The following is a 26,610-nucleotide window of genomic DNA, read 5'->3' as shown; positions in this document are numbered from 1 at the left end:
ACCGATGCGGCCCCGACGGCCGCATCGGTGGCCGCATCAGCCGGCCTTGGGAACGAATCCCGGAACACCGGTATCGACCACGGCATTCAGCCGGAACGTCGTCTCGATGCCGCTGCGCATCGCCTGCATGGCGTCCTCGGGCAACGCCGAGATCGCGAAATTCTCCCGGATGTGCGCGGGGTTGGTCGAGGTGGTCAGCAACGCACTGCCGCGCTGCACGGCCCAGGCCAGCGCCACCTGCGCCGGCGTCCTGTCGAGCCGCTGCGCGATGGCCTTGATCACCGGGTCGTCGGTGATCCGCGGTTCCATGCCGTGGCCCAGCGGGGCGAACGCGAGCAGCACGATGCCGTGGGCCTGGCAGAACTCCAGCAGTTCCCATTCCGGCAGGTAAGGGTGGCACTCCACCTGCACCACGGCAGGCATGATCCGCGCCACCGCGACGATCTCCTTCAGCCGCTCCAGGCGGATGTCGGAAAGACCGATGAAGCGACACTTGCCCTCGTCGACGAGCCGCTCCATCGCCCGCCAGGTCTCCACCAGCGTCACCTCGCGGTCGTACGCGGGCTGGCCGTCCTTGTCGGTCGGATACTGCTCGTCGCCGGGCCGGAAGGCGTACGGCGTGTGGACGAGATAGCCATCCACGTAGTCGAGCTGCAGGCGCTTGAGGCTCGCCTCGAGCGCGGGGCCGACCCGCTCCGGCCGGTGGTTGTTGTTCCACAGCTTGGTGGTGACGAACAGATCCTCGCGCCTCACCGTGCCGGCATCGAAGGCCTCGCGCATCGCCTGGCCGACGACGTCCTCGTTGCGATAGAGCTCGGCGCAGTCGAGATGGCGAAAGCCGGTCTCCAGCGCCACCTTGATCGCCTGCCTTGCCGCGACGGGGTCGCGGATCAAAGTGCCGAAGCCGACTGCGGGCAGCGTTCCGGCGCCGTTGGCCAGCGGGAGGGTGGTCTCATAAAGATGTTTTGCAGGTTGCATGTCGGTTCTCCAGGTCATCATTCGTTGTCGCGGGCCATCCTGCGCGCAAGAGCGCTATCGGAATGGCCACCCAGCGCGACGGAGAGCTGCGCCGTGTCGAGGTACTGCGCCGTCTTTGCGCGGAGCTGCCCGATCAAGGCGTGCTGGTAGGCCCGCTGGGCGTCGAGTACCTGCAGCAGCCCGGTCTCGCCCGCCTGGTAGCCCGCCTGGCTGATCCGCAGGCTGGTTCCCGCGGCGTTCAATGCGCGCTGCTGCGCCGCGTATTCCTCGTTGTCGTGATGGATCGCCTGCAGCAGGTCGGCCACCTGGCCCAGCGAGCGGATCACCGTTTGCCGGTAGATCGCGAAGCTGGCCTGGTAGGCGTCGACGGCGCCGCGGCGGTTCGCCTTGAGGGTACCGCCGTGGAAGAGCGGTGCGGTCAACGCCCCGGCGACACCCCAAAGCGTGCCTGCGCCCGGCCCGGCCCGGCTCACCGAGGCGGAGAGCTGCAGGTGCGGATAGAGGTCCGCGGTGGCCACGCCGATCGCGGCGCTCGCCGCGTGGAGTTCGGCCTCGGCTTCGAGGATGTCCGGGCGTTGGCGCGCGAGCTCGGAGGGCAGGGTGAGGGGAAGCTCGGCCGGCAGCGCGAAATCGGACAGCGCGAAGTCCGGCGGCGTCCAGTCGGCGGGACCTTTCCCCGCAAGCACGGACAGCGCGTGCCGCGCCGTATCCCGCTGCTGCGCCAGCGGCGGCAGCAAGGTCTGGTCCTGCGCGAGCTGATTCAGCGCGAGCGCGACGTCGACCTGGGTCGCGCTGCCGTAGCGCTCGGCGGAGCGGACCAGCTCGAGATTCCTGCGGTCGTCGGCCAGCAGCTCGTCGAGCGCGTCCATCTGCGCCCGCGCCGAGGCGAGCAGGATGGCCTGGCGGGCGACATCGCCGGTCACGGTCAGGTAGGCGGCATCGAATCGATGACACTGCAGCTCGGCCAGCGCCGCCTGCGCCTCGATTCGCCGGCGGTTGCCGCCGAAGAGGTCGAAATCGAAACTGACCTGCGGACCGACCGCGTACTGGGTGGTGGTTCCGTGCCCCGTGCCTTGGCGCCCGCCCTGGGCGGCGATATCCAGCTGCGGCAGCAGCGCACCACCGGCCGCGGCGACGGCTTCGTTCGCCTGGGCGATGGTCGCATCGGCAGCGTCGAGGTCCAGGTTGCCGGCGACCGCCTGGCGCATGAGCTGGTCCAGCTTCGGCGAGCCGAACACCGCCCACCAGTCGTCGGTGGGCGCGCGATCCGCGTCGATGCGCTGCGCGCTGCCTGGCACGCCCGGCGCGGTGAGCGCCCGCTCGGCCTGCAGGTCGTAGTGGCGCGAGGCGGGTGCGGCCGGTCGCGAGAAGTCGGGGCCGACCATGCAGGCCGACAGGAGCAGGGCCGGGGCGGCAAACAGCGCCGCCCGGGCGACGCGCCGGGAAAGGGATGATCCAGACAGTTTCATGCGCGGCTCCGGCCTGTCACAGGCGTTGGCGGGGTTTGCGGAGGAACAGGACCAGCGGGCTGGCCGCGAGCATCACCAGCATCAGCAGCTTGAACTGGCCGATCACCGCGATCAGTGCCGCCTGGCCGGTGACCATCTCGTTGATCGCGCCGAGTGCCGGCCCCGCGAGCGGGCCGCTCGCCTGCGCGGCGACGCCGTAGGGCCGCAGATGCCTGGCGAGCGCCAGGTGTATGGCCTGGGTGTTGTTGTAGAAGTAGATCTGCACGATCGCGACGCCGATCGTGCTGCCGTACAGCCGCGACAGGTTGAACAGCACCGTGCCCTCGGCGCGGAACTTGGGGTCCAGCGTGCCGAAGGCTTCCCGGGTGAGCGCGGGCATCATCATGCCCAGGCCCGCACCCTGGAGCGCACCGGCGACCATCACCGGCATACCATCCATCAGTGGCGAGTAACCGAGCATGCGCCAGTTGGCATAGATCACCAGCGCCATGCCGACGGCGACCAGCAGCCGGTTGTCGATCACCCGGGGCGCGCGCCAGGTCAGCATCAACGCGCCGATCAGCGCGGCACCGCGCGGGATCGTGAGGTAGCCGGCGGTGTCGGCGGGGTAGCCGAGCAGTTCCTCCAGCATCGGCGAGGTCAGCGCCAGCGTCGGCAACAGCACGAAGCCGAAGGCGAAGAAGATGATCGCGCTGAGCCCGAAATTGCGGTCCCGGAACAGCGCCTTGTTGAGGAAGTGCTCCCGCCGCGTCAGCGCGTGCACGATGTACAGGTAGAAGCCCAGCGCCGAGACGACGGCTTCCACCCGGATCTCGGTCGAGGCGAACCATTCCAGGCGCTCGCCGCGATCGAGCAGCATCTGCAGCCCCGCGACGCCCAGGGTGAAAGTGAGCAGCCCGAAGACGTCGAGTGGCGGACCCTTGGCGAATTTCTTCTCGGGCAGGTACAGGCCCATGGCCGGCAGGATGAACGCGACCATCGGCAGGCTGAACCAGAACAGCGCATGCCAGCCGCAGGTCTCGCTGAGCCAGCCGCCGATGCCCGGCCCGCTGAGGATGCCGAGCAGCGAGGTCACGCTCCACACCATGCCGATCCGCCCGTGCCGCAACGGCGGCAGTTCGTCGAGCAGGATCGCCATGGACAGGGGCGCAAGCGTCCCGCCCGCGGCCCCCTGGAAGATGCGCGCGGCCACGAACTGCAGCGGTGTCGTGGCCAGCGTGTCGAGCACCAGCGCCACGCCGAACAGCACGATGGACGTCTGGAACACGGTCTTGCGCCCGAACCGCGCAGCCAGCCAGTGCATCAGCGGCATCACGATGGCGCTCGCCGCGATATAGGAAGTGAACACCCAGCCGATCTCGTCGTCGGTCATCGACAGGCTGCCCTGGATATGCAGCACCGCGGCATTCGGCAGCGAGATGTTGACCGCCTGCATATAGGTCGCGAGCAGGGCGGCGGCGACGATGACGCGATGGCCAAACGCCGTCGCGCCCGGGGCAGGGGAGCTGCTCACAGGCGTGTGTCCGCGACGCTCCCGGCCGGCGTCCGTTGCGCCCGGGTATCCACCCGCGCGGTCACGCTGATGCCGGAATACAGCGGCCAGCGCGCATCGGGGGCATCGAGCTCGAGGCGCACCGGCAAGCGCTGGACCACCTTCACCCAGTTGCCGGTGGCGTTCTCCGGCGGCAGCACCGAGAGATCCGACCCGGTGCCGGGACTCATGCTCACCACATGGGCGCGGAACGGGTGCCCGGGATAGGCGTCCACCGCCACGGTCGCGGGCTGTCCCGGGCGCATCCGGGTCAGGCCGGTCTCGCGGAAGTTGGCCTCGATCCACACGTCGCGGCTGGAGATCATCGAAAACACCGCCGCCCCGCCGTGGACGAAGTCGCCCACCTGGAGGTCATCGACATGGGTCACGATGCCGTCATCGGGCGCGACGACGTTGGTGTAGGACAGGTCCAGCCGCGCGCGGTCCAGTTGGGCCCGGGCTTCACGTACCGCCGGATGCCGATCCACGTCGATGTCCGGATTGCCGTCCAGCCCGGCCACGGTCCGCGCGACCTGCTGCTGCACCGAGGCGAGGTGTTGCCGGGCGACCTTGAAGTCCGTCTCGGCGCGTTCATAGGCGGCGCGGGAGGCGAAGTTCGATGCGAGCAATCCTTTCTTGCGCGCGAATTCGCGCCGGTCGAAGTCGGCCGCATCGCGGGCAGAAAGCGAGTCGGCCAGTTGCTGGCGATAGGTCGCCTTCAGCGCCTCGATCTGCAGGCGCGCACTGGCCAGCCGCGCCTGGGCCTGGGCCACGGCAATCCGGTACGGCTGCGGATCGACACGAAACAGCAACTGGCCTTTGCGGACCCGCTGGTTGTCCTTCACCCGGATCTCCACCACCTGGCCGGACACCCGGGCGTTGATCGAGTCCCTCGCCGCGCGCACGAACGCATCGTCCGTCGAGACGTAGCGCATGTCGGCGAGGAACCAGGCGGCACCGCCCAACGCCAGTACCACCGGCAGGGCAAGCATCAATGGCCAGCGCAGCCCTTCCTTCGTCGTGCGGGTCGAAGCCGCATGCCCGTGCCCCGTGTCCGGGGCCTTCGTGTTGTCGTCGACTTCCTGATGCATGGTCTGGATCCGGTATCTCGAGTGAGTGACGCCGTCGCCGGCGCGGTGGTGGGGCGGCATCGCCACCGTGGGTGTCCTGCGTGCGCTGTGGCGCCCTGAACTGCGCGATCCGGCGGCTGGTAGCCGCACCTGGCACAGGTGTCCTTCGGGGTGGACCGGGCGTCCGTTGAATTTTGTACGGAGCCGTATAATATTCACGCCATCGACGGTCTTCAAGGGTTTTTATGCAGAACGGAACAAAAAAAGACGAGAGCGCACGCAAGCCCCGCGGGCGGCCGCGTGCCTACGAGCCGGCGGCGGCGCTGCAGCAGGCCACCGACGCTTTCTGGAAGACCGGCTATGCCGGCACCTCCCTCGACGACATCGCCGCGGCGACCGGCATGAACCGACCCAGCCTGCGGGCCGCATTCGGCGACAAGCGCGCCATCTACCTGAAGGCGCTGAACGCGTACTGGGAGCTCAAGCTCGCCGCGATGCGGGAGGCACTTGGGGGAGACCTGCCGCTCGACCAGGCGCTGATGGCCGTCTACGACGCGGCACTGTCGATCTATTTCTCTGGCCGCGGCCGGGCGCGTGGATGCTTCGTGGTGGGAACCGCCGTCACCGAAGCGGTGCACGATGCACAGACCCGCAAGGTGGTCAGCGACGGGTTCCGCAAGCTCGATGCCGACTTCGCGGCGCGTCTGCGCCTTGCGCAGGAGACCGGCGAACTCAAGCCGTGCGCCGACCCGGAGGCACTGGCGATGCTCGCCACCGCCACGATGCAGACGATGGCCATCCGGGCGCGTGCCGGCAGCTCCCGTGCAGACCTGCGGCGGTTCGCCGAACAGGCCGTCGCCGTGATCTGCGGATAAGCGGGTCCCGCGCCCCATGCCCGCAAGCACTCCCGGAGCCGGCCGCACCGCCGCGTCGAGCCATGGCTGACGCACTGCCCGACCTCCTCGTCGAGGGCCTGGCCGTGGTGTTCTGCGGCATCAACCCGGGCCTGCATGCGGCGGCCAGCGGGCACCACTTCGCGGGCCGCGGCAACCGCTTCTGGCAGACCCTGCATCTGGCCGGTTTTACCGACCGGCGGCTGCGCCCCGAGGATGACCGCCTGCTGCTGGGTTATCGGTGTGGCTTGACCTCGGTGGTCGAGCGGCCCACGGCGCGCGCCGACGAACTGTCGACCGCGGAATTTCTCGCCGCCGCTGCTGCCCTCGAGCAGAAGATCGCTCGCTACCGCCCCGGCTGCATCGCCTTTCTCGGCAAGGTCGCGTACGGCACGCTCTCCGGGCGAACGGCCGTCACGTGGGGCCGGCAGCCGGAAACGATCCACGGCAGTACCGTCTGGGTGCTGCCCAATCCGAGCGGGCGGAATCGTGCCTTCGGCCTGGCCGAGCTGGTGGACGCCTACCGCGCGCTGCGCCTTGCCGCGTGCCCGGCGACCATGGCGTCTACTGCCGCGTGAACGTGAATGCTGGGGCTCGCCGCCGTGTCATCCGACGCACGGGAATTCCTGAAGCCGGGAGCAGTCGCTCCGGGTGCCGCGGCGGGCAGGGCCGGTGACGGCGACCGCTGGCGCGGCCGTTCAATACCTCAGGTTCAACTCCGGCACCCGCTTCTTGTGGATCTCGAACAGTTCCAGGAATTCCTCTTCGCTCAGTTCGTCCGGGGCATATACGGCGACGGGATCCCAAGCATGGTCGGTCGGTTGCGGTGTCCGCGGGCCGCCGCGCAGCGAGAACGGGCGTCCGTCGTAGTCGAGCAGCTCGGGCGCCTCCTCCAGGTGCTCGATTTTCGCGTCGTCCGCACTGACAAGAAACACGGTGAAGATCATCGATGGCTCCCGGAGGGCTTCGCGAAGCAGGGGCCGGCATCATGGGCTGGCAGGCGTTAGGAAAAAGTGCTTTCCGAGCCGCAACGGCTCGGGCGTGTTCCGCGTCTGGCGCCAACCACGCCGGACGCGCATCGGGCACGGCTCCGATGATCGCGCGGGTGGCCGGAGCTACCGGCGGGTCTGCTTTTCCAGGTGCGCCGGATAGCGTTCGCCATGCACGGTGACACGGTCCAGGACGCGCTGGATGGCCTGCAAGTCTTCCGGAGTCAGCTCCATCTCGGCCGCCGCGAGGTTTTCCTCCAGGCGAGCGAGGCGGGTGGTGCCGGGGATCGGCACGATCCACGGCTTCCTGGCCAGCAGCCAGGCGATGGCGATCTGCGCGAGGGTGGCGTGCTTGCCCCGTGCAATGCCGTCGAGCGCATCGATGAGCGCCCGGTTGGCTTTGCGGGCCTCCTCGCCAAAGCGGGGCAGGCGGTTGCGGAAGTCGTTCTGCGCGAATTCGGTGCTGTCGTCGATGGCGCCGGTGAGAAAGCCCCGCCCGAGCGGACTGAACGGCACGAACCCGATGCCCAGCTCCTCGAGCATGGGAAGGATCTCGCTCTCCGGCTCACGCCACCACAGCGAGTACTCGCTCTGCAGCGCCGCCACCGGCTGCACCGCATGCGCGCGACGCACCGTGTCCACGCCGGCCTCCGACAGCCCGAAGTGCTTGACCTTGCCTTCGGCAATGAGGTCACGGACCGTGCCGGCGACATCCTCGATGGGCACGTCCGGGTCCACGCGATGCTGGTAGAACAGATCGATCCGGTCGGTCTTCAGGCGAGCCAGTGAAGCCTCGCAGACTTCCCGGATGTGCGCGGGCCGGCTGTTGAGGCTGCTGCGCCGGACACTCGCGTCACCGACGGCGAAGCCGAACTTGGTGGCGATCACCACCTCATCGCGCACGGGCTCCAGCGCCTCACCCAGCAACTGCTCGTTGGTATACGGACCGTAGATCTCCGCGGTGTCGAACAAGGTGACTCCACGATCGATGGCCGCACGGATCAGGGCGATGCCGGTCTTCGTCTCGACGGGCTCGCCGTAGGCATGGGTCAGCCCCATGCAGCCCAGGCCGATCGCCGATACCTCGAGCCCACTGCGGCCGAGCGTGCGCAGATGCATGCGACTCTCCTGTCCGTGACATTGAGGGAATGCAATCACTGACAAACCTAACACGGCGCGGAGAGAGGGCGATTGGGGTGGGGTATCAGGGGTGGGGCAGGCAAATGTCCGTTTCACCCCTCGCATGTCCCGCTTACCACGCAGAGAACCAGCGACGCCGTGGGCGCGGCTACACTCTCGCCGATGACCATGCGCCCCAGCCAGCCAGCGGTAGGCGTCCACTCCGGCCACAGGGTGACGCTGTCTCCCAGGACCTTACCCACGTTCTGGGCGCTGTGGGGGGTGTTCTGGCTGCTCATGATCAGCGTGTCCATCGGGAACGAGCTGCACAACCCGCTCACCCGGTGGTGGGAGCCGGTCCTTTGGGAGGGAAGCTCTGCGCTCGTCTCGACAGGGTGGATGTTGCTTGCCGTGTGGGGACGAGGCCGCTATGCGCAACACCTGGGGCGGCCGCTGACATGGTTCGGGTGCTACCTGCGGTGGTTGCCGCTGGTCTTCATCAGCTGGATCGCCGTGGTGTACGCGATCCGGCTTGGTGTCTACGCCATGGCGGACCGTACCTATGAACACCCTGGCTGGGGCTTCGTCATTGTCTACGAGAGCCTCAAGCTGACGTACTTCTCGGGGCTTTGGCTCGGCGTGCTGTTCGGGATCGAGTCTTTCGGGCAATGGCAGCTCCAGTGGCGCCGTTTGTTGCAGACGCAGAAGGCATTGGCGGAAGCGCAGCTCGCCCATCTACAGGGACAGCTTCGGCCGCATTTCCTGTTCAATGCGCTCAATACCATCTCCGCCTTGATGCATACGGACGTGGTCCGTGCCGATCGGTTGGTTGCCGAGCTCGGTGATCTGTTGCGCGTCAGTCTCCGGTCCAACGAGCATGAGATGACTCCGCTTGCAGACGAACTGCGCATGCTCGAGCTCTACGCGGGCATCATGCTCGAGCGGTTCCGGGATCGCGTGACGCTGGATTGGCAGGTCGACCGGACCCTGCTCAAGACGCCCGTTCCTTCGCTGTTGTTGCAGCCCCTGCTGGAGAACGCGTTCAAGCACGGGGTCGAGCCCACGGTGGTCCACGTGCGCATCATGGTCAGCGTCAGGCACGAGGCCGACTCGCTGGAGGTCGTCATCCGCAATTCGGGTTCCAGGTTGGCGCCGGAGCAGCGCGACGGCGTCGGTCTGCGCAACTGTCGTGAGCGGTTGGGCATCATCTACGGCAGCGCGGCATCCCTGCGGGTCGACAACGGCGACGACGGGGTGGCTGCACGCATCGCGATACCGATGGGGGACGCCGCGCCGTGATCCGCGTGGTAATCGCCGACGACGAGGCACCTGCTCGCGAGAAGCTCCAGCACTGGCTCTCCGAACAGGCGGACATGACCGTGGTGGGATCGGCAGAAGACGGCTTTTCTGCGTCCCAGTGCATCGACCGATGCCAACCGGATGTAGCCTTTCTCGATGTCCAGATGCCGACCCTGTCGGGGCTCCAGGTCGCGGCACAACTCGAGCCGTCGAGCGCGCCACTTATCGTCTTCGTGACCGCGTTCGACGAGCATGCGGTGAAGGCATTCGACCTCAACGCTGTCGATTACCTGCTGAAACCCTACGACCGGGAACGTCTCGCACGAACCGTGCAGCGGGTGAGGGAGAGGATCCGGACGCATCAGCCCGGCGCAGCTGCGGTCGCGATCGGACGTGAGCACTCTCCGGTCTGCGACCGCCTGCTGGTGCCAGATGGCGAGCGGCTGCAGCTGATCGATGCGGCCTCGATCGAGTGGCTGCAGGCCGACGACAACTACGTTCACGTGCACACGGCGGTGCGTACCTACCTGGTGAGAAGGACGCTGCAGGACCTGTTGTCCCAATTGGGTGAGCAGAGCTTTGTGCGGATACACAAGTCGACAGCCGTCAACCTCGGCTCGATCGGCTCGCTCACGCCGCTCTTCAAGGGCGACTACGAGATCCACCTGAACAACGGTCGCATCCTCCGTCTCAGCCGCCGATATCGCGAGGCGCTGTTCGCCCGCTTGGGGCAGTAACGTCCACCTCGCCACGCCGGCGTCTCCTTTCGCCCCCGATCCGTCGCGCGCTTGCTGGCGACCGATCAATCTCCCGCAAACACGGAAGGTCCGGGAGGAAGAAAGGCATGTTCGGCTACTACCTCGATCTCGCGCTGCACAGCCTCGTGCGCAACAAGGCGCTTACCGCACTGATGGTGGCGGCGATCGCGCTCGGCATAGGCGCCAGCATGACCACGTTGACGGTGCTGCATGTGCTGTCGGGCAACCCTTTGCCCGACGCCAGCAGCACGCTGTACGCACCGCAACTCGACCCGCGCGACATGCAAGGCTACCAACCCCGGGCCGAGCCGCCGGACCAGGTCACCTGGATCGATGGCATGAATCTGTTGCAGGCTAAGCGGGCGGATCACCAGGCCTTGATGACGGGCGGATCGGTGGCCATCCAGCCCGCGCAGTCGGCACTCGACCCGTTCTACGAGCCTGCTCGCTACACCACTGCCGACTTCTTCCCCATGTTCCGCGTGCCGTTCAGGTATGGACATGCCTGGGGTGCATCCGAAGATGCCGCCAGCGCGGCGGTCGCCGTGATCAGCAGCCGGCTCAACGACAGGTTGTTCGGAGGCAGGGACAGCCGAGGTCGCATGCTCCGCGTGGATGGGCATGCGCTTCGCATCATCGGCGTGCTGGGGGACTGGCGTCCGGACCCGCACTTCTATGATCTCAACGTCAAGAACTACGGCAGCCATGAGGGCGTCTACCTGCCGTTGTCCACCTCGCAGGATCTGCACCTCGCACACCTCGGCGGCGCCGATTGCTGGGGCAACGGCGGGGCCGATGCCACCCCGGCGGCGCCTTGCGTGTGGCTGCAGTTCTGGGTGCAGCTGCACACGCAAGCGCAGGTAGCTGCCTACCGGCAGTTCCTTGTCCATTACTCGGAGGAGCAGGAGTCGCTCGGCCGTTTCCAGCGCCCACCCAATGTACGGTTGCGCGACCTGATGCAGTGGCTGGATTACCGGCAGGTCGTGCCAGGTGATGTCCAACTGCAAACCTGGCTGGCGCTGGGGTTCCTGCTCGTGTGCCTGGTGAACACGGTGGGGTTGATGCTGGCCAAGTTCCTGCGTCGCGCACCCGAGCTGGGGGTGCGCCGGGCACTGGGTGCATCGCGGCGGGCGCTGTTCGTCCAATTGCTGGTGGAATCCGGCGTGGTCGGCCTGGCCGGTGGCTTGGGCGGCCTGCTGCTGGCTTGCCTTGGCCTGTGGCTGGTACGCCGGCAGCCGGCAGACTACGCACCACTCGCACACCTGGATGGCGCGATGCTGCTGCTGACGTTCCTGTTGGCGGTCGGAGCGAGTCTGTTGGCCGGTGTGCTGCCCGCATGGCGTGCCTGTCGTGTCAGCCCCGGTCTGCAATTGAAGGGACACTGACATGGAAATCCGCCCGATTCTCTCCACGCTGCTGCGGCACAAGACCACGGCATTTCTGCTGATCGTTCAGATCGCGCTGACCTGCGCCATCGTCTGCAACGCGGTATTCCTGATCCACCAGCGTCTGCAGCGCATGGATATCCCCAGCGGCATCGCCGAGCACCAACTCCTGCAGATCCAGTTTGCTTACGTGGGCGATCGCCCGGATGCCTACGCGCAGGCACAAGCCGATCTGGCCACGTTGCGGCAGATCGCCGGGGTACAGGCCGTGGCGCTGGCAAACCAGCTGCCCCTGAGCGGCTACGCCATGTCCAACAGCGGCATCAAGCTGCGCCCCAATCAGCAGCATGACTCGCTGGAGGTGGCCAGCTACTACGGACAGAACCTGTTGGCCACGTTGGGGGTTCGACTACTGGCGGGACGCGACTTCCGATCCGGCGAACTGCTTGACTACAAGGCCGTCATGCCCGCGCTGCACACCAACGACATGACGCATCTGCCGCACGCGGTGATCGTGTCCCAGGCGGTCGCTGCACGCTTGTGGCCTGGCCAGGACGCGCTGGGCAAGACGATCTACGTTGGCAACGACATCCCATTGCAGGTGATCGGCGTGAGCGGTCCGCTGGCGCGCCCCGACGATCTGCAGAATGGCCCCCAATACAGCATTGTCTACCCGATACGCCTGACGGCGACGGAGGGCGGCAGCTATGTGATACGTACCGCAGCGCGTGACCGCAAGCAGGTGCTGAAAGCCGCCTTGGTGGCCCTCCAACGGCTCGACCCGAATCGCATCGTGCTCGAGAAGCGCACCTATGACGAGGTGCGCCAAAGCTTCTTCGGGGGCGACCGCGCCATGGCGGGCATGCTCGCAGGAGTCATCGCGGCAATGCTCGCGATCACGGCGCTGGGGATCGCGGGACTGGCCAGCTTCTGGGTGGCGCAACGTCGCCGAACGATCGGCATACGCCGTGCCCTCGGTGCCACGCGTGGCGACATCCTTCGCTATTTCCAGACCGAGAATTTCCTGCTGGCGACCCTCGGCATCGCACTGGGCATGGGGCTGGCCTACGGCGTGAACCTGCTCCTTATGCAGCACTACGAGCTGCCGCGGATGCCGTCGATCTACCTCCCCGCAGGCGCGATCGCGCTCTGGATGATCGGCCAGCTCGCGGTATTGGTGCCGGCGCTTCGTGCCGCTGCAGTGCCGCCAGTGGTGGCAACCCGAGCCAGCTGACTTCGGGAAAGAAGCAGGCGCCCCATCGGACACGGCCGCTGCTGGAACGTTCCGACCAGACAGGCCCGAGCACCGGACCTTCGACCGGGCGCGCAACGTGCCCCATTTGGCTATGGTCGCAGCACACCGCGTCGGCGGGCGCCCCTCGAACCATCAAGGCGCCGAAGCCCGGGTTCCGGTGGCGCCGATTGCTGCATGCTTCGGACGGATCGGTCCAGGCTGATCGCATGCTGCGGCCGCACACGGAGAAACGTTAACCGCGGCTTTCGATTTCGCAATTGTATGGCTTTAGTGCGTCGCGACAGCATCACTACCCGCTGGCATCACCCGGAGGAGGAGGGCTCCGGAATGCCTCGCAGGTTGCGGGAGAGCCGACCGACGTTCGAACAGGTCGGCCATGTCAAATCTTTGGGGGAGGGCTCATCATGCCGGTCAAGTTCACGTTTGATGCAGGGCGTCGCCGTTCGACGAACGGAATGCCGATGGCGCGGTTGTCGGGGGCGATCGCCTTCGCGCTGCTGTGCAGCGGTTCGCTGGAGGTGCACGCGCAGCCGGCTGTCGGGACGCCCCCCGCACAGGCGCAGGACCAGGCCGCGTCGACGGCCTCCGCCACCGGCGCGAAGTCGCCGAAGAAGAAGCCGGCGAAGGCCGACGACAAGCAGACCAAGGATCTTTCCGCCGTCGTGGTGACCGGCATCCGGGCCTCGGTGGAGAAGGCGCAGGACATCAAGTACGACGCCGACACCTTCGTCGACTCGCTGTCCGCCACCGATATCGGCGCCTTGCCGGACCGCAGCGTCACCGAAACCCTGTCGCGCATTCCCGGCGTCACCATCGACCACTTTCTCTCGCAGGGCGATCCGGAGCACTTCTCGGCCGAAGGCAATGGCGTGCAGGTGCGCGGCCTGACCCAGGTGCGTTCGGAGTTGAACGGCCGCGACATCTTCTCCGCCAACGGCGGGCATGCGCTCAGCTTCCAGGACGTGCCGTCGGAATTGATGTCCGGCGTCGACGTCTACAAGAACCAGACCGCCGAGATGATCGAAGGCGGCCTGGGCGGCACGGTGAACCTGCGTACCTTCATGCCCTTCGACTTCCAGGGCCAGAAGATCGCCGCATCGGCCAGCGAGAACTACGGCGACTTCAGCAAGAAGTACAAGCCGTCCGCCTCGGTGCTCTACAGCAATCGCTGGAACACCAGCCTCGGCGAGATGGGCTTCCTCGTCGACGTCGCCGATTCGCGCCTGACGACGCGCACCGACGGCCTGTTCGTGCGCCCGTTCTTCAAGAACGCGGCCGGCATCTGGGTGCCGCGCGGTGCCGACTGGCGCACGCTGCAGTACAACCGCAAGCGCGACGGCTACTACTTGGCCTTCCAGTGGCGGCCGAACGACGACCTCGACTTTTTCGCCACCGCGTTCCAGAGCAAGTACCACGAGGTCTGGGACGAGGACGCGATCTTCGTCAGCAACGACCCGACCCAGGTGGTGGTGGACGCCAGCCAGCCCAGCAAGATCAACGGCGGCGTGTTCCAGTCCGGTCGTCTCACCCAGCCCGGCGGCGTGCCGATGGGCACCGACATCCGTGCTTCGGACAGCCACTCCAAGACCACCGATTTCTCCACCGGCATGAAGTGGCGGCTGGGGGACAAAACCGACCTCTCGAGTTCGGTGCAGTTCGTCAAGGCCACCACAAGAAGCCTGGATTCCACCGTGGCGCTGGGCACCAACGTGCCCTACATCGATGTGGCGCTGAACGGAAGCAGCCCGCCGCGGATCGGCGTCGACACCGGCTTTACCGGCAACTCCGCCAATTACTACTGGGGGTTCACCATGGACCACCAGAACCAGAACTACGCGAAAGAGCTGGCCTGGCGCGCGGATATCGACCACCGCTTCAGCAGCGGCTTCCTGCAGGGCGTGAAAGCGGGCGTGCGCCTGACCAACCGTTACGCCGACAACATCGACACCGGCTACAACTGGATGCCCGTGTTCCAGACCTGGATGCAGGGCTGGGCGCTGCCCGGCGGCGCATTGCCCGGCCTGGACCTCAACGGCACGGTCAACAGCAGCCTGGTGCACCTGGACACGTTCAAGAACTTCTACAAGGGTGACGCCGGCATCCCGGGTGCGTTCTACGCGCCGGTGCTGTCGACAGCGCTGGGTTATCCGGCCAGCTACGCCGCCATCCACGACGCAGCGATCCCGTTCTATTCCTGCTGCTACGCCAATCCGTACCAGCCCACGCTGCTCGACGCCTCGCACACCAACATCCAGCATGAGAAGACCTATGCGGCGTACGCCATGCTCGACTTCGGGATCGACGAGGCCAACCTGACCGGCAACGTCGGCGTGCGCGCGGTGAAGACCCGGAACTCGGCCGATGGCTTCCTGGTGTACCCCAACCAGGCGCTTGCGCCGTATCTGGGTGCAGGCCAGTCCTCGCCCATCAACGCCCGCAACGAATACACCGACGTCCTGCCCAGCCTGAACGTGAAGTGGGAGTTCGCTCCGGACTGGATCACGCGCTTTGCCTTCTCCAAGGCGATCGCGCGACCGGACTTCAGCCAGATGCAGGCCTACCAGATCCTCAATGCCGCGGTGGTATCGGGCTACACGCCGCCGCCGGGCACGACGGCCCTGCCGATCGACAAGCTGACCCTGACCGGCAGTTCCAACAGCAATCCGTACCTCACGCCGATGAAGGCCGATCAGTTCGACCTGTCGCTGGAGTGGTACTTCGACCAGGACCGCGGCGGCATGGCCTGGATCAACCTGTTCCACAAGGGCATCAGGGACTATTTCCGTAACGAGTCGCGCTTCGTCACCTATCCGGGCGTCGACGGCAACAACTACCAGTACCTGATCACCCGCCCGGTGAACATTGGCAAGGCGACGATCGACGGCGCGGAAATCGGCTGGAACCAGTTCTTCGACTTCCTGCCGGTCAAGGGCTTCGGCATGTCGACGAACTACACCTACATCCGCAGCCGGACCCACGTGCCGAACGACACCACCGCGGTGCCGGTCGATACGGATGGCTCCACCTACGGCAACCTCCCGGCGGATGGCCTGTCGAAGAACTCGCTCAATGTCGCCGGCTTCTACGAGCACGGTCCGTGGCAGGTCCGCCTGGCCTACAACTGGCGCAGCCGCTATCTGCTGTCGATCGGTCCGAACGGCTACAACGGCACCGACAACAACATCCCGTGGAAGCTGCCGGTGTTCGCCGATGCCTACGGACAGCTGGACGGTTCGATCTTCTACGCGTTCAGCGACCACCTGAAGCTCGGCCTGGAGATGAACAACCTCAACAACGCCGAGCAGCGCACGATCATGTATCAGAACGCCTCGGGCAAGCACACCACGTCCTGGTACGTGAACGACACCCGCTACGCGTTGACACTGCGCGCGTCGTTCTGACCGTGCGGTGCCGGAACCGTCGATGGGGGTTCCGGCAGGGGGCAGGGCATCCGGCATCGGATGCCTCGCCCGGCACCCGCGAAGTCCCGTCGCGCCCCGACCCGTTCGACGCATGGGCCGGGACGGTGGCAAGGCTGAGAAAGAGTTTCTTCGACATGCTCAGAAACATCGGCGTCATCGCCTGCGCCTGGTTCCTCTCGCTGAGCGCCTACGCCAGCCAACCCGCTACCGTTCCCTACCACTTCGCCAACGTGCGTATCGGCGGTGGCGGCTATGTCTCCGGCGTACTCTTCCACCCGACGGTGCGCGGCCTGCACTACGCGCGTACCGACGTGGGCGGCGCCTATCGCTGGGACGAGAGCCGCGGACGCTGGCAGCCGCTGACCGACTGGATCGCGGCGAAGGATCAAAACCTGTTCGGCATCGACAGCTTCGCGGTCGATCCCTCCGATCCGCAGTGGCTGTACCTGGCTGCGGGCACGTACACCACGCCCCGATCCGGCGATGCCGCGATCCTGCGCTCGCACGACCAGGGACGCAGCTTCCAGCGCGTCGACCTGCCGTTCAAGCTTGGCGGCAACGAGCTGGGACGCGGCAATGGCGAGCGGCTGGCGGTGGATCCCAACGACGGCCGCGTGCTGTTCCTCGGTTCGCGCGACGCCGGGCTCTGGCGCAGCGGCGACCATGGCGCGCACTGGGCACGGGTGGCCGGCTTCCCGGCCGTGGCCACGTCGCCGTCGGCCAGTGCCACCAACGCCTGGCGCACCCAGCCCATCGGCATCGTGTTCGTGGTGTTCGATCCGGCCAGCGGTCGGCCGGGCCAACCGACACCCGTGATCTATGCCGGCGTGTCCACCCGCCAGACCAGCCTGTTCCGTTCCACCGATGGCGGCCACCGCTGGAGTGCCGTGCCGGGCCAGCCGGTGGGTCTGCGGCCCAGCCACATGCACCGCGCCAGTGACGGCGACTACTACCTGAGCTACGGCGACGAGCCCGGCCCGGACACCATGAACGACGGCGCCATCTGGCGCTGGCAGCCGGCCACCAACCGCTGGACCGACATCACGCCGATCCCCCGCCACGGCGGGCCCGCGGGCTTCGGCTGGGGCGACGTCGCGGTGGCGCCCTCCAACCCGGCGTTGCTGGTGGCCAGTACCCACCATCACTACCACCCGCACGACCTGCTGTTCCGCAGCACCGACCGCGGTGCGCACTGGACCGAAGTGCTTGCGCACTCGGTGTTCGACCGGAGCGAGGCGCCCTGGACGGTGGAGCACACGCCGCACTGGATGACCACCGTGGCCATCGACCCGTTCGATCCCGACCACGTGATCTTCGTCACCGGCTACGGCCTGTGGTCCACGCATGACCTGGGCCGGCTCGATCACGGCGGCGAAGTGCACTGGAGCTTCGCCGACCGCGGACTGGAGGAGACCGTGCCGCTGGGCCTGATCAGCCCGCCGCAGGGCGCGCATCTGCTCAGCGCACTGGGCGACCTGGACGGCTATCGCCACGACGATCTGGCCGTGGCGCCGCTGCAGTTCCAGGCACCGCCGCGCTACGCCAACAGCCAGGCCATCGACTACGCCGGGCTGCGGCCGGAGCGGATCGTGCGCACCGGCTACCTGCGCGAGCCGTTCGGACCGGCGGTGCGTGCGGCCTGGTCCGACGACGGCGGCCAGCACTGGCAGGCCCTGGCCAGCGAACCGCCGGAAGGCGAGGGGGCGGGCAGCATCGCCTGGACCGCAGATGGCGCCGGCGTGCTGTGGGCGCCGCGCCACGCGAAGCATGTCTATCTCACCCGCGATTTCGGCCGTCACTGGCAGGCCGCGGCCGACCTGCCGGGCGGCCTGAAGGTGCTGGGCGACCGCGTGGATCCGCGGCGCTGCTATGCGTTCGATCCGGACTCCGGCGCGCTGTACGCGAGCCACGACGGTGGCGCGACGTTCGCGTCGCTGGGTGGCGCACTCGGCACCGCGGCGCAAGGGCGCCAGCACGTGCAGCTGCAGGCGGCGCCCGGTGCGGCGGGGGCGCTCTACCTGGCCGCGCGCGACCTGCCGCTGACGCGCGGCGACGATACCGGACGCGTGCAGCAGGTGCTGCCCGGCATCGCCGGGGTCGACGCCTTCGGCTTCGGCAAGCCGGCGCCGGGTGGGCACTCGCCGGTGCTGTTCGTGGCCGGTCGCTACGGCCGGCAGCAGGGCCTGTTCCGCTCGCTCGACGGCGGCTCGCACTGGCAGCGCATCAACGACGACGCCCACCAGTACGGCCGTATCGACGTGCTCATCGGCGATCCCCGTGTCTTCGGCCGCGTGTACCTGGCCACGGGCGGGCGCGGCATCGTGTTTGGCGACCCCGAGGAATCCGCACCATGAGGCTCTGTTCTTTTGTCGGCGCGTTCGCGCTCGTCTTCGGCATCCTTGCCGTGCAGCCCGCCGCTGCCACGCCTCTGCCGCGCGTGGTCACCGCGCATGGCCGGCACATGCTGCTGGTGGACGGCCAGCCCTACCTGATGCTGGGTGCGCAGGTGAACAATTCCAGCGCCTGGCCGGCGATGCTGCCGAAGGTCTGGCCGGCGATGGACGCGCTGCAGGTGAACACCGTGCAGGTGCCGATCGCCTGGGAGCAGATCGAGCCCAGCGAAGGGCATTTCGATTTCAGCTTCCTCGACACCCTGGTCGCACAGGCGCGCGGGCACAAGCTGCGGCTGGTGCTGCTGTGGTTTGCCACCTGGAAGAACAACGGCCCGGCGTACGCACCGGCCTGGGTGAAGCTGGACAACCGGCGCTTCCCGCGCGTGCGCAAGAAGGACGGCGACACGCTGAACTCGCTGTCGCCGTTCGCGCAGTCCACGCTGGACGCCGACCGCCGTGCCTTCGTGGCCCTGATGAAGCACCTGCGCCAGATCGACGGCGACCAGCACACCGTGATCATGGTGCAGGTGGAGAACGAGACCGGCACCTACGGCACCGACCGCGATCACTCCGCTGCGGGCGACCGGCTGCTGCAGTCGGCCGTTCCTGCGGCCGTGTTGAAAAAGACCGGCCATCGCGCCGGCAGCTGGGCCAATGTGTTCGGCAAGGACGCGGCGGAGTTCTCCTACGCCTGGGCCATCGCCCACTATGTCGACCAGGTGGCTGCGGCCGGCAAGGCCGTCTACGACCTGCCGATGTACGCCAACGTCGCGCTGCGCGATCCGTTTCATCCCGGTCCGCCCGGTGGCTATTCTAGCGGTGGCCCCACCGACAATGTGCTCGCCATCTGGCGTGCCGCCGCACCGGCGCTGGACCTGATTGCGCCGGACATCTACATGCCGGAGTACGCGAAGTACACCGCGGTGCTGGACCGCTACCGCCGCGCCGACAACCCGCTGTTCGTCGGCGAAACCAGCAGCGCGCCGTCGTATGCGCGTTACTTGTTCACGGCGCTGGGGCACGGCGCGATCGGCTACTCGCCGTTCGGCATGGACTACACCGGCTACTCCAACTGGCCGCTGGGCGCGCACAAGATCGATGCGGACACGCTCAAGCCGTTTGCGCTGGACTATGCGCTGCTTCGTCCGATCGCCTCGCTGGTCGCCAAGGCGAACTTCGAGGGCAGGGTGTGGGGCGTGTCCGAGCCGGAGCAGACGCATACCCAGCAGATCGACCTGGGCGACTGGACCGCGCAGATCGGCTATGGCCTGCCGCTGTTCGGCACGCCCGAGCCGAAGGGCAACCCGACGCCGCAGGGCGGTGTGCTGATCGTGCAGCTCGGTCGCAACGACTACCTGGTGGCCGGCTACCACGCCCGGGTGAGCTTCCAGCCGTCGGGTCGCAACGCCGGCAGACATTCGCTGTTCGAGCGCGTGGAAGAGGGCCGCTACGTCGACGGCCAGTGGCAGTTCCTGCGCGTGTGGAACGGCGACCAGACCGACTATGGCCTCAATCTCACCAGCACACCGCAGTGGCTGCACGTCAAGCTGGCCACGTACTGAAGGATGTCCGCATGATCCGTTGGAAAACGCTTTCCATGAGTTTGCTGCTCACCGGCCTGACCCTGCCGGCGCTGGCCGCCGGGCCGCAGCCCGACTCGCCCGCCGTCGAGCACCGCGTCGACAGCCTGATGCAGAAGCTCACGCTGGAGCAGGAGGTGGCGCTGATCGGCGGCTCCGACGGCTTCGACATCCGCGCCGTACCGTCGATCGGCCTGCCGGCGCTGGGCATGTCCGACGGCCCCTACGGGGTACGCGTGGGTGGCCCCTCCAATGCCTATGCCGGCGGCATCGCGCTGGCGGCGAGCTGGGATCCGGCGCTGGCCAGGCGCGTCGGTGAGGCCATGGGACGCGATGCGCGCGCCCGCGGCATCAGCTTCCTGCTCGGGCCAGGGGCGAACATCTACCGCTCGCCCCTGAACGGCCGCAGCATGGAGTATTACGGCGAGGATCCGTACCTCGCCGGCCGCACCGCCGTCGGCCTGATCGACGGCGTCCAGAGCCAGGGCGTGGTGGCCACGATCAAGCACTTCGTCGCCAACAACTCCGAATACGACCGCCGCCAGATCAACTCCGTCATCGATCCCCGGCCGCTGCACGAGATCTACCTGCGCGCCTTCGAGATGGCGGTGAAGCAGGGTCATGTCGGCGCGGTGATGAGCAGCTACAACCAGCTCGACGGCGAATACACCGCCGAGAACAAGCGCCTGGTCAGCGGCATCCTCAAGCACGACTGGGGCTTCGACGGCCTGTTCATGTCCGACTGGGGTGCGGTGGACGACGGCCTCAAGGCGTTCAAGGCCGGCCTGGACCTGGAGATGCCCGCGGCCGACAAGATGCAGCCTGCGCTGGTGATGGCCGGCCTGCGCAACGGCACGCTGTCCCGCGCCGAGCTCGACGACAAGGTGCGCCGCATCCTGCGTACGGCCGTGCGCTTCGGCTTCCTCGACCGGCCCCAGCTCGATCTGGCGCAGCCGCGATTCAGCGCCGCCAACGACCAGGTGGCGCTGGACTCGGCGCGCGAGTCGCTGGTGCTGCTCAAGAATGATCGGCAGGCCCTCCCGCTCGATGCCGGCAAGATCAAGACGATCGCTGTGATCGGCCCGGATGCCTACCCGGGCTACGCCACCGCGGGCGGCAGCTCGCACATCGATACGTTCCGCAGCGAGAGCATCCTCGCCGGCATCGTCGACCATGTCGGTCCGAAGGTGCGCGTGCTGTACGACCGTGGCCTGCCGTCGCCGGACACGGTGTTCAAGCGCGACGGTTTCACTACGGCCGGCGGCAAGCCCGGCCTGCAGCGCGAGACGTTCGACAATCCCGACTTCCGCGGCACGCCGGCGTTGACCGCCGTGGATACCCATGTCGACCAGTGGAAGCCGGAGCTGTGGACCACGCCGGCGGTGCAGCGGCGAAGCATCCGCTGGAGCGGTCGTTACGTGGCGCCGCACGCGGGGCGTTACCTGTTCCTCACCGCGGCGGCGAGCGCGGACAGCTACACCTTGTACGTGGACGGCAAGCCGGTGATCAAACAGCCCAAGCGCGAAGGCCAGGCGCCGCTGTACGCCGCGCTGGATCTGAAGGCAGGGCAGGCGGTGTCGGTGCGGCTGGACTACCTGCCCGACGTGGACTACAGCCGCATGGGCCTGGGCGTGGTACCGGTCGACGAGCTGATCTCGCCGGCGGCGCTGAAGATGGCGGCGATAGCCGATGCCGCGGTGGTGGCGGTCGGCTTCGACCCGACCTCGGAGAGCGAGGCGTTCGACCGCACCTTCGCGCTGCCCTGGGGCCAGGAGGCGCTGATCGAGGCAGTGGCCAGGGCGAACCCGAAGACGGTGGTGACGGTGACCTCCGGCGGCGGCTACGCCACAGCCAACTGGCTGGACCAGGTGCCGGCGCTGCTGCAGAACTGGTATCCGGGGCAGCAGGGCGGCCGCGCGGTGGCCGAGGTGCTGTTCGGTGCGCGTTCGCCGGAAGGCAAGCTGCCGATCAGCTTCGAGCGCCGCTGGCAGGACAACCCCACCCACGACTACTACGACGCGCCGGCGCATCCGCCGGGCACCCATCCCACCGTGCATTACGGCGAGGGCCTGTTCGTCGGCTACCGCTGGTACACCAGCCACCCCGACAAGCCGCAGCCGCTGTTCCCGTTCGGCTACGGCCTGTCGTACACGAGCTTCGCGTTCTCCGGGCTCAAGCTGACGCCGACCCACGCCCACGACGGCGACACGGTGCAGGTGTCGTTCGAGGTGCGCAACACCGGTTCGCGTGCCGGTGCGGAGGTGGCGCAGGTCTACGTGAGCGACCCGTCGGCCACGGTCGAGCGGCCGGAGCGCGAGCTCAAGGCATTCCAGAAGGTGAACCTGGCACCGGGGCAGAGCCGTCGTGTCACCCTTACGCTCGACCGGCGCGCGTTCGCTTACTACAACCCCGATCACAACGACTGGACCGTCGACCCCGGTCGCTTCGTGATCCGCGTGGGCGATGCGTCCAACCACACGCCGCTGGCCGCCGACCTGACCCTGGAGAAAGCACGATGAGCCGCATGCGATTGCGCCCGGTACCGCCGGATTCCGATGGCGCGTCCGAAGCCACGCCATTCGTCCGGCGCAGGGGGGCTGTGGTGCACGCTTCCCGGATCGCTTGGTTCGGCCTGCTGCTGTCCTGCGCCACGGCGGTGGCCGCCGCCGCTGCCACGCCGATGACCACGCTTGACCGGCAGGGCGCATGGGTCAGCGTCGAGGCGTATGGGCCGAACGTGGTCCACATCACGATGGCCGCCGACAAGGCCGAGGTGCTGAAGCCGGCCGGTTACGGGATCATCACCGCCCACGCAGACAACTCGGCGTTCCACCAGACCCACGACGCGAGCGGCGACACCTTTGCCTCCCCGGCGTTGACGCTGCATGTGAACGCGCCGCCACCGCCGCACGTGCCGGGGATCACCGACCGCTATTTCGCGCCGGACCTGCCGCCGGTGCGGCTGCAGGTGAAGAACGCCAGCGGCGAAACGATCGTCGACATGACCGGCTGGAACATGTCGCCGCACGAGGTGAACGGCGAGGCCACCTACCAGGTGGGCGCCACCTTCGCGGCACCGGGCGACGAGCACTACTACGGCATGGGCCAGAACCAGGGCAGCCTCGGCCCGCTCGACCTGCGCGGCCGCGTCATCGACTGCAAGCAGTGGTACGACGCACCGGCCGGCGAAACCGTCTGCGTGCCCTTCATGGTGTCCTCGAAGGGCTACGGCATCATCTGGGACAACCCCTCCGATACGCACTTCGTCGCCGGCATCAACGGCCGCACCCGCTTCGAGTCGAAAGTCGGCGAGCGCGTCAGCTTCTTCGTGATCGTCGGCAATACGCCGGAAACGATCTATTCGGCCTATGCGCGGGTGACCGGCAAGACGCCGATCCCGCCCAAGGCGGCGTTCGGCCTGATCCAGTCCAAGGCGCGCTACGACAGCCAGGCCGAAGTGTTGCGCGTGGCCCGCACCTATCGCGAAAAGCGCTACCCGCTCGACGTGATGGTGATCGACTGGTTCTACTGGACGCACATGGGCCAGCTGGACATCAACCCGGCGGAGTTCCCCGACCCGGACGGCATGAACCGGCAACTGCATGCCATGGGCATGAGGTCGATCATTTCGGTCTGGCCGCGCTTCGAACGCGCCGGACGCTACTTCAAGGAACTCGACGCCAAGGGCTATTTCCTCAAGGACAGGAACGGCAAGACGGTCGACGGGCTGCCGTTCCGTACGGATCGCGCCGGCGCGCTGATCGACTCGACCAACCCGGCGGCACGCACCTGGTACTGGGACCACGTGCGCGACAACATCCTGTCGCACGGCTTCGACTATCCGTGGCTGGACGAGACCGAACCGGACCTCGTGCCGGACGGCTTCTTCTTCTCGATCGGCTCCGGTGACCGCTACCACAACGTCTACCCGCTGCTGCACGTGGAAGGCGTCGCGAAGGGCATGCGCGCATGGAAGCCCGACAAGCGCGTGCTGATCCTCGCCCGTGCGGCCTACCTTGGGTCGCAGCGGACCGGTGCGCTGTTCTGGTCCTCGGATATCGACCCCTCCTGGGAGGCCCTGCAGCGCCAGATCCCCACCGGTCTGAACATGACCGCCTCGGGCATCGCCTACTGGGGCAACGACATCGGCGGCTGGCAGTGGTTGCCGCAGACAACCAGCGCCACCAAGGCGCCGCTGCTCGACCCTTCCGATGCGCGCGACACGGTGGGGCAGAACAACGATTACCCGGAACTGCTCACGCGCTGGTTCGAATACGGCACCTTCCTGCCGACCCTGCGCCTGCATGGCATGCGCAAGCACACGGAAATCTGGGCCTTCGGCCATCAGGCCGAGGCGATCATGGCGAGCTACGACAAACTCCGCTACCGCCTGATTCCCTACATCTACAGCCAGGCGAAGAACACCTACGACACCGGCGCGCCATTCATGCGGCCGCTGTGGATGGATTTCCCCAACGATCCCAATGTCGCCGACCTGGGCACGCAATACATGTTCGGCCCGGCCTTCCTGGTGGCGCCGGTCACCACCCAGGGCCAGACGGAAAAGGACGTCTATCTGCCCGCCGGCAGCGATTGGTACAACTTCTGGACCAACGAAAAGCTGGCCGGCGGGCGCTGGGTCAAGGTGGCGGCGCCGATCGACCAGATCCCCGTCTTCGTTCGTGCCGGCGCGATCGTGCCGCTGGGTTCGGACATCCAGTCGACGGCATCGAAGCAGGCCATCGCCGAGATCCGCGTCTATCCGGGCCGCGACGGCGACTTCGCCCTCTACAACGACGATGGCACCTCGTACGACTACGAAGCGGGGAAGGGCACGACCACCCGGCTGCATTGGAACAATGCATCGGGCGTCCTCAGTGCCACCGGTGGCGATCCCGCGTTCGACCGGAAGGTAGCCGGACTGGCCCGGGTGATGGGCAAACCAGGGAAATGACCCTCGATACGCCGGTGAATCGGCAGGAACCACGCAGGAGGAACGGAATGCAGCATCAGTTAGTGAAATGGGTATTCGCCGGAGCCATCGGCGCGCTGGCGAGCGGCGCCATGGCGGCCGACGGCAGTACGCAACGCGCCTGGGCGGATGGGTGGTCGGCGCCGCCGGACACGGTCGGCCCGGTGCTGGACGCGCAGACGGTGCGTCAGGTCGTGCGCACCAGCATCGGCGGCTCTGCGCTGCGCGTGCGCCTTTCCAACCTGTTCGGCAGCGTGCCGGTCACGCTGGGCCCGGTGCACGTGGCGCTGAGTGCCGGCGGGGCGGATACGGTACCCGGCAGTGACCATGTGCTGCTGTTCGACGGCAAGCCCACCGTCACCATCGCCAAGGGCGAGAGCGTGCTCAGCGATCCACTGAAGATGACGGTGAAGCCGCTGCAGCAGCTGGCGGTGAGCATCTACGCGCCGACCGACACGCACTACCATCCGGCCACTGTGCACAGCGCCGGGATGGCTACCGCGTACATCACCGAACAGGGCGATGCCACCGGGGCCGTGCATTTTCCGCGCGAGGAAACCAGCGGCAGCCGCTTCTACCTCACCGACGTGGAGGTGGCCGGTGCGGCCCCGCGTCACACGCTCGTCGCCTTCGGCGATTCCATTACCGACGGCGTGGGTTCCAAGCAGGACGCCAACCAGCGCTGGCCCGACTACCTGGCCGCGCGCCTGCAGGCCGACCCGCAGCTGTCGTCCATCGCCGTGGCGGATGCCGGCATCGGCGGCAACCGCGTGCTGCACGACGGCTACGGGCCCAGCGCACTGGCGCGCTTCGACCGCGATGCGCTGGACCAGCCCGGCGTGCGCTGGGTGATCCTGCTCGAGGGCATCAACGACATCGGCGGCTCGGGCTACGCCTGGGACGCCAAGGACAAGATCGACGCGCAGCAGCTGATCGACGGCATGAAGCAGCTGATCGCACGGGCGCATGCCCGGCACGTGAAGATCTACGGCGCCACCCTGACGCCGTACGGCGGCAACGGCTGGCCGTACCACAGCGCCGCGGGCGAAAAGACGCGTGAGCAGGTGAACGCATGGATCCGCCATTCCGGCGCCTTCGACGGCGTGGTGGATTTCGACAAGGCGGTCCGCGACCCGGCGGCGCCGCTGAAGATACTCCCCGCCTACGACAGCGGCGACCATCTGCATCCGAGCAGCGCGGGCTATCGGGTCATGGCCGCGGCGGTGGATCTGAAGTTGTTCACCGGCAAGCAGTAACGAACGGGACCGCATCGCGACCATTCGGCGGTCGGCGCCGTCGCGGCGCCACTGCCGAGTGACGAGGTAGAGGATGCAGGGTGGCGGGTCCGGGCCGGACACCGCCACGTTCTTGCTGCGTATCACGCGACCGATCGGCGCTGACCAGCCTACCGATCGACATGATCAGCCGCTGGCACACGGCGGCGCGCAGCAATCGACCCGAAGCGGACGTTCACGAGCCCGGCTCCCCGTCCGGCCA

18 protein-coding genes are annotated in these 26,610 nt (G+C 67.5%); 12 read left to right on the top strand and 6 right to left on the bottom strand.

Going from position 1 to position 26,610, the window contains the following annotated elements; all coding sequences use genetic code 11:
• Positions 1-36: 36 nt before the first annotated feature.
• The 4 genes from ATSB10_RS04950 to ATSB10_RS04935 are packed head-to-tail and all read right to left on the bottom strand — an operon-like array spanning position 37 to position 5,285.
• Positions 37-978 (bottom strand): aldo/keto reductase, encoded by a 942-nt coding sequence (locus ATSB10_RS04950; RefSeq protein ID WP_063670971.1) that lies wholly within the window; start codon positions 976-978, stop codon positions 37-39.
• A gap of 17 nt (positions 979-995) precedes the next feature.
• Complete coding sequence (locus ATSB10_RS04945; protein WP_063670970.1) at positions 996-2,447, bottom strand: efflux transporter outer membrane subunit; 1,452 nt, start codon at positions 2,445-2,447, stop codon at positions 996-998.
• Between the two features lie 16 nt (positions 2,448-2,463).
• Positions 2,464-3,960 (bottom strand): DHA2 family efflux MFS transporter permease subunit, encoded by a 1,497-nt coding sequence (locus ATSB10_RS04940; RefSeq protein ID WP_063670968.1) that lies wholly within the window; start codon positions 3,958-3,960, stop codon positions 2,464-2,466.
• Complete coding sequence (locus tag ATSB10_RS04935; protein ID WP_236886492.1) at positions 3,957-5,285, bottom strand: HlyD family secretion protein; 1,329 nt, start codon at positions 5,283-5,285, stop codon at positions 3,957-3,959. The genes ATSB10_RS04940 and ATSB10_RS04935 overlap by 4 nt, the downstream gene beginning before the upstream one ends.
• A gap of 8 nt (positions 5,286-5,293) precedes the next feature.
• Between ATSB10_RS04935 and ATSB10_RS04930 the strand changes: the two genes are divergently transcribed.
• Complete coding sequence (locus ATSB10_RS04930) at positions 5,294-5,923, top strand: TetR/AcrR family transcriptional regulator (RefSeq protein ID WP_063670964.1); 630 nt, start codon at positions 5,294-5,296, stop codon at positions 5,921-5,923.
• A 62-nt stretch (positions 5,924-5,985) separates the two neighbouring features.
• Positions 5,986-6,519, top strand: coding sequence for a G/U mismatch-specific DNA glycosylase (gene mug, locus ATSB10_RS04925; RefSeq protein WP_063670962.1), 534 nt, complete (start codon positions 5,986-5,988; stop codon positions 6,517-6,519).
• A 120-nt stretch (positions 6,520-6,639) separates the two neighbouring features.
• Here the strand turns inward: mug and ATSB10_RS04920 are convergent, their stop codons facing one another.
• The gene (locus tag ATSB10_RS04920; protein ID WP_083966078.1) at positions 6,640-6,888 is read right to left on the bottom strand and encodes a hypothetical protein; all 249 of its coding nucleotides are present in this window, start codon (positions 6,886-6,888) and stop codon (positions 6,640-6,642) included.
• Between the two features lie 168 nt (positions 6,889-7,056).
• On the bottom strand, positions 7,057-8,049 hold the full coding sequence (locus tag ATSB10_RS04915) for an aldo/keto reductase (protein ID WP_063670960.1): 993 nt from the start codon (positions 8,047-8,049) through the stop codon (positions 7,057-7,059).
• A gap of 282 nt (positions 8,050-8,331) precedes the next feature.
• Between ATSB10_RS04915 and ATSB10_RS04910 the strand changes: the two genes are divergently transcribed.
• The 10 genes from ATSB10_RS04910 (at position 8,332) to ATSB10_RS04865 (ending at position 26,369) form a co-directional block, all read left to right on the top strand.
• On the top strand, positions 8,332-9,348 hold the full coding sequence (locus ATSB10_RS04910) for a sensor histidine kinase (protein ID WP_169816700.1): 1,017 nt from the start codon (positions 8,332-8,334) through the stop codon (positions 9,346-9,348).
• Positions 9,345-10,085, top strand: a complete 741-nt coding sequence (locus ATSB10_RS04905) for a LytR/AlgR family response regulator transcription factor (protein WP_063670956.1) — start codon at positions 9,345-9,347, stop codon at positions 10,083-10,085. Before ATSB10_RS04910 ends, ATSB10_RS04905 begins: the two co-directional genes overlap by 4 nt.
• A 107-nt stretch (positions 10,086-10,192) precedes the next feature.
• Entirely contained in the window at positions 10,193-11,491 is a 1,299-nt protein-coding gene (locus ATSB10_RS04900; RefSeq protein WP_063670954.1) for an ABC transporter permease, read from the top strand.
• Position 11,492: 1 nt separating this feature from the next.
• The gene (locus tag ATSB10_RS04895) at positions 11,493-12,725 is read left to right on the top strand and encodes an ABC transporter permease (RefSeq protein WP_063670952.1); all 1,233 of its coding nucleotides are present in this window, start codon (positions 11,493-11,495) and stop codon (positions 12,723-12,725) included.
• Between the two features lie 476 nt (positions 12,726-13,201).
• Positions 13,202-16,147, top strand: a complete 2,946-nt coding sequence (locus ATSB10_RS04890) for a TonB-dependent receptor (protein ID WP_063670950.1) — start codon at positions 13,202-13,204, stop codon at positions 16,145-16,147.
• A 155-nt stretch (positions 16,148-16,302) separates the two neighbouring features.
• Positions 16,303-18,522 carry a WD40/YVTN/BNR-like repeat-containing protein gene (locus tag ATSB10_RS04885; RefSeq protein ID WP_063670949.1) on the top strand — a complete coding sequence of 740 codons (2,220 nt, stop codon included), beginning with the start codon at positions 16,303-16,305 and terminating at the stop codon, positions 18,520-18,522.
• Positions 18,519-20,123, top strand: coding sequence for a GH35 family beta-galactosidase (locus tag ATSB10_RS04880; RefSeq protein WP_063670947.1), 1,605 nt, complete (start codon positions 18,519-18,521; stop codon positions 20,121-20,123). The genes ATSB10_RS04885 and ATSB10_RS04880 overlap by 4 nt, the downstream gene beginning before the upstream one ends.
• Before the next feature lie 11 nt (positions 20,124-20,134).
• Positions 20,135-22,660 carry a glycoside hydrolase family 3 C-terminal domain-containing protein gene (locus ATSB10_RS04875; protein ID WP_083966077.1) on the top strand — a complete coding sequence of 842 codons (2,526 nt, stop codon included), beginning with the start codon at positions 20,135-20,137 and terminating at the stop codon, positions 22,658-22,660.
• The gene (locus ATSB10_RS04870; RefSeq protein ID WP_236886490.1) at positions 22,657-25,095 is read left to right on the top strand and encodes a glycoside hydrolase family 31 protein; all 2,439 of its coding nucleotides are present in this window, start codon (positions 22,657-22,659) and stop codon (positions 25,093-25,095) included. The genes ATSB10_RS04875 and ATSB10_RS04870 overlap by 4 nt, the downstream gene beginning before the upstream one ends.
• A gap of 47 nt (positions 25,096-25,142) precedes the next feature.
• Positions 25,143-26,369, top strand: coding sequence for an SGNH/GDSL hydrolase family protein (locus ATSB10_RS04865; protein WP_063670943.1), 1,227 nt, complete (start codon positions 25,143-25,145; stop codon positions 26,367-26,369).
• The last annotated feature ends 241 nt before the right edge of the window (positions 26,370-26,610 follow it).

Origin of the sequence: Dyella thiooxydans (assembly GCF_001641285.1) — a bacterium.
Lineage (GTDB): Bacteria > Pseudomonadota > Gammaproteobacteria > Xanthomonadales > Rhodanobacteraceae > Dyella_A > Dyella_A thiooxydans.
Note: the sequence above shows the minus strand (reverse complement) of the source record. Positions and strands in the feature narration are given on the sequence as shown.

Bases quoted from the DNA above. Each gene is read 5' to 3' on its own strand.
- ATSB10_RS04950 (WP_063670971.1), bottom strand. From the start codon at position 978: ATGCAACCTGCAAAACATCTTTATGAGACCACCCTCCCGCTGGCCAAC.
- ATSB10_RS04945 (WP_063670970.1), bottom strand. From the start codon at position 2,447: ATGAAACTGTCTGGATCATCCCTTTCCCGGCGCGTCGCCCGGGCGGCG.
- ATSB10_RS04930 (WP_063670964.1), top strand. From the start codon at position 5,294: ATGCAGAACGGAACAAAAAAAGACGAGAGCGCACGCAAGCCCCGCGGG.
- mug (WP_063670962.1), top strand. From the start codon at position 5,986: ATGGCTGACGCACTGCCCGACCTCCTCGTCGAGGGCCTGGCCGTGGTG.
- ATSB10_RS04920 (WP_083966078.1), bottom strand. From the start codon at position 6,888: ATGATCTTCACCGTGTTTCTTGTCAGTGCGGACGACGCGAAAATCGAG.
- ATSB10_RS04915 (WP_063670960.1), bottom strand. From the start codon at position 8,049: ATGCATCTGCGCACGCTCGGCCGCAGTGGGCTCGAGGTATCGGCGATC.
- ATSB10_RS04900 (WP_063670954.1), top strand. From the start codon at position 10,193: ATGTTCGGCTACTACCTCGATCTCGCGCTGCACAGCCTCGTGCGCAAC.
- ATSB10_RS04895 (WP_063670952.1), top strand. From the start codon at position 11,493: ATGGAAATCCGCCCGATTCTCTCCACGCTGCTGCGGCACAAGACCACG.
- ATSB10_RS04890 (WP_063670950.1), top strand. From the start codon at position 13,202: ATGCCGATGGCGCGGTTGTCGGGGGCGATCGCCTTCGCGCTGCTGTGC.
- ATSB10_RS04885 (WP_063670949.1), top strand. From the start codon at position 16,303: ATGCTCAGAAACATCGGCGTCATCGCCTGCGCCTGGTTCCTCTCGCTG.
- ATSB10_RS04880 (WP_063670947.1), top strand. From the start codon at position 18,519: ATGAGGCTCTGTTCTTTTGTCGGCGCGTTCGCGCTCGTCTTCGGCATC.
- ATSB10_RS04875 (WP_083966077.1), top strand. From the start codon at position 20,135: ATGATCCGTTGGAAAACGCTTTCCATGAGTTTGCTGCTCACCGGCCTG.
- ATSB10_RS04870 (WP_236886490.1), top strand. From the start codon at position 22,657: ATGAGCCGCATGCGATTGCGCCCGGTACCGCCGGATTCCGATGGCGCG.
- ATSB10_RS04865 (WP_063670943.1), top strand. From the start codon at position 25,143: ATGCAGCATCAGTTAGTGAAATGGGTATTCGCCGGAGCCATCGGCGCG.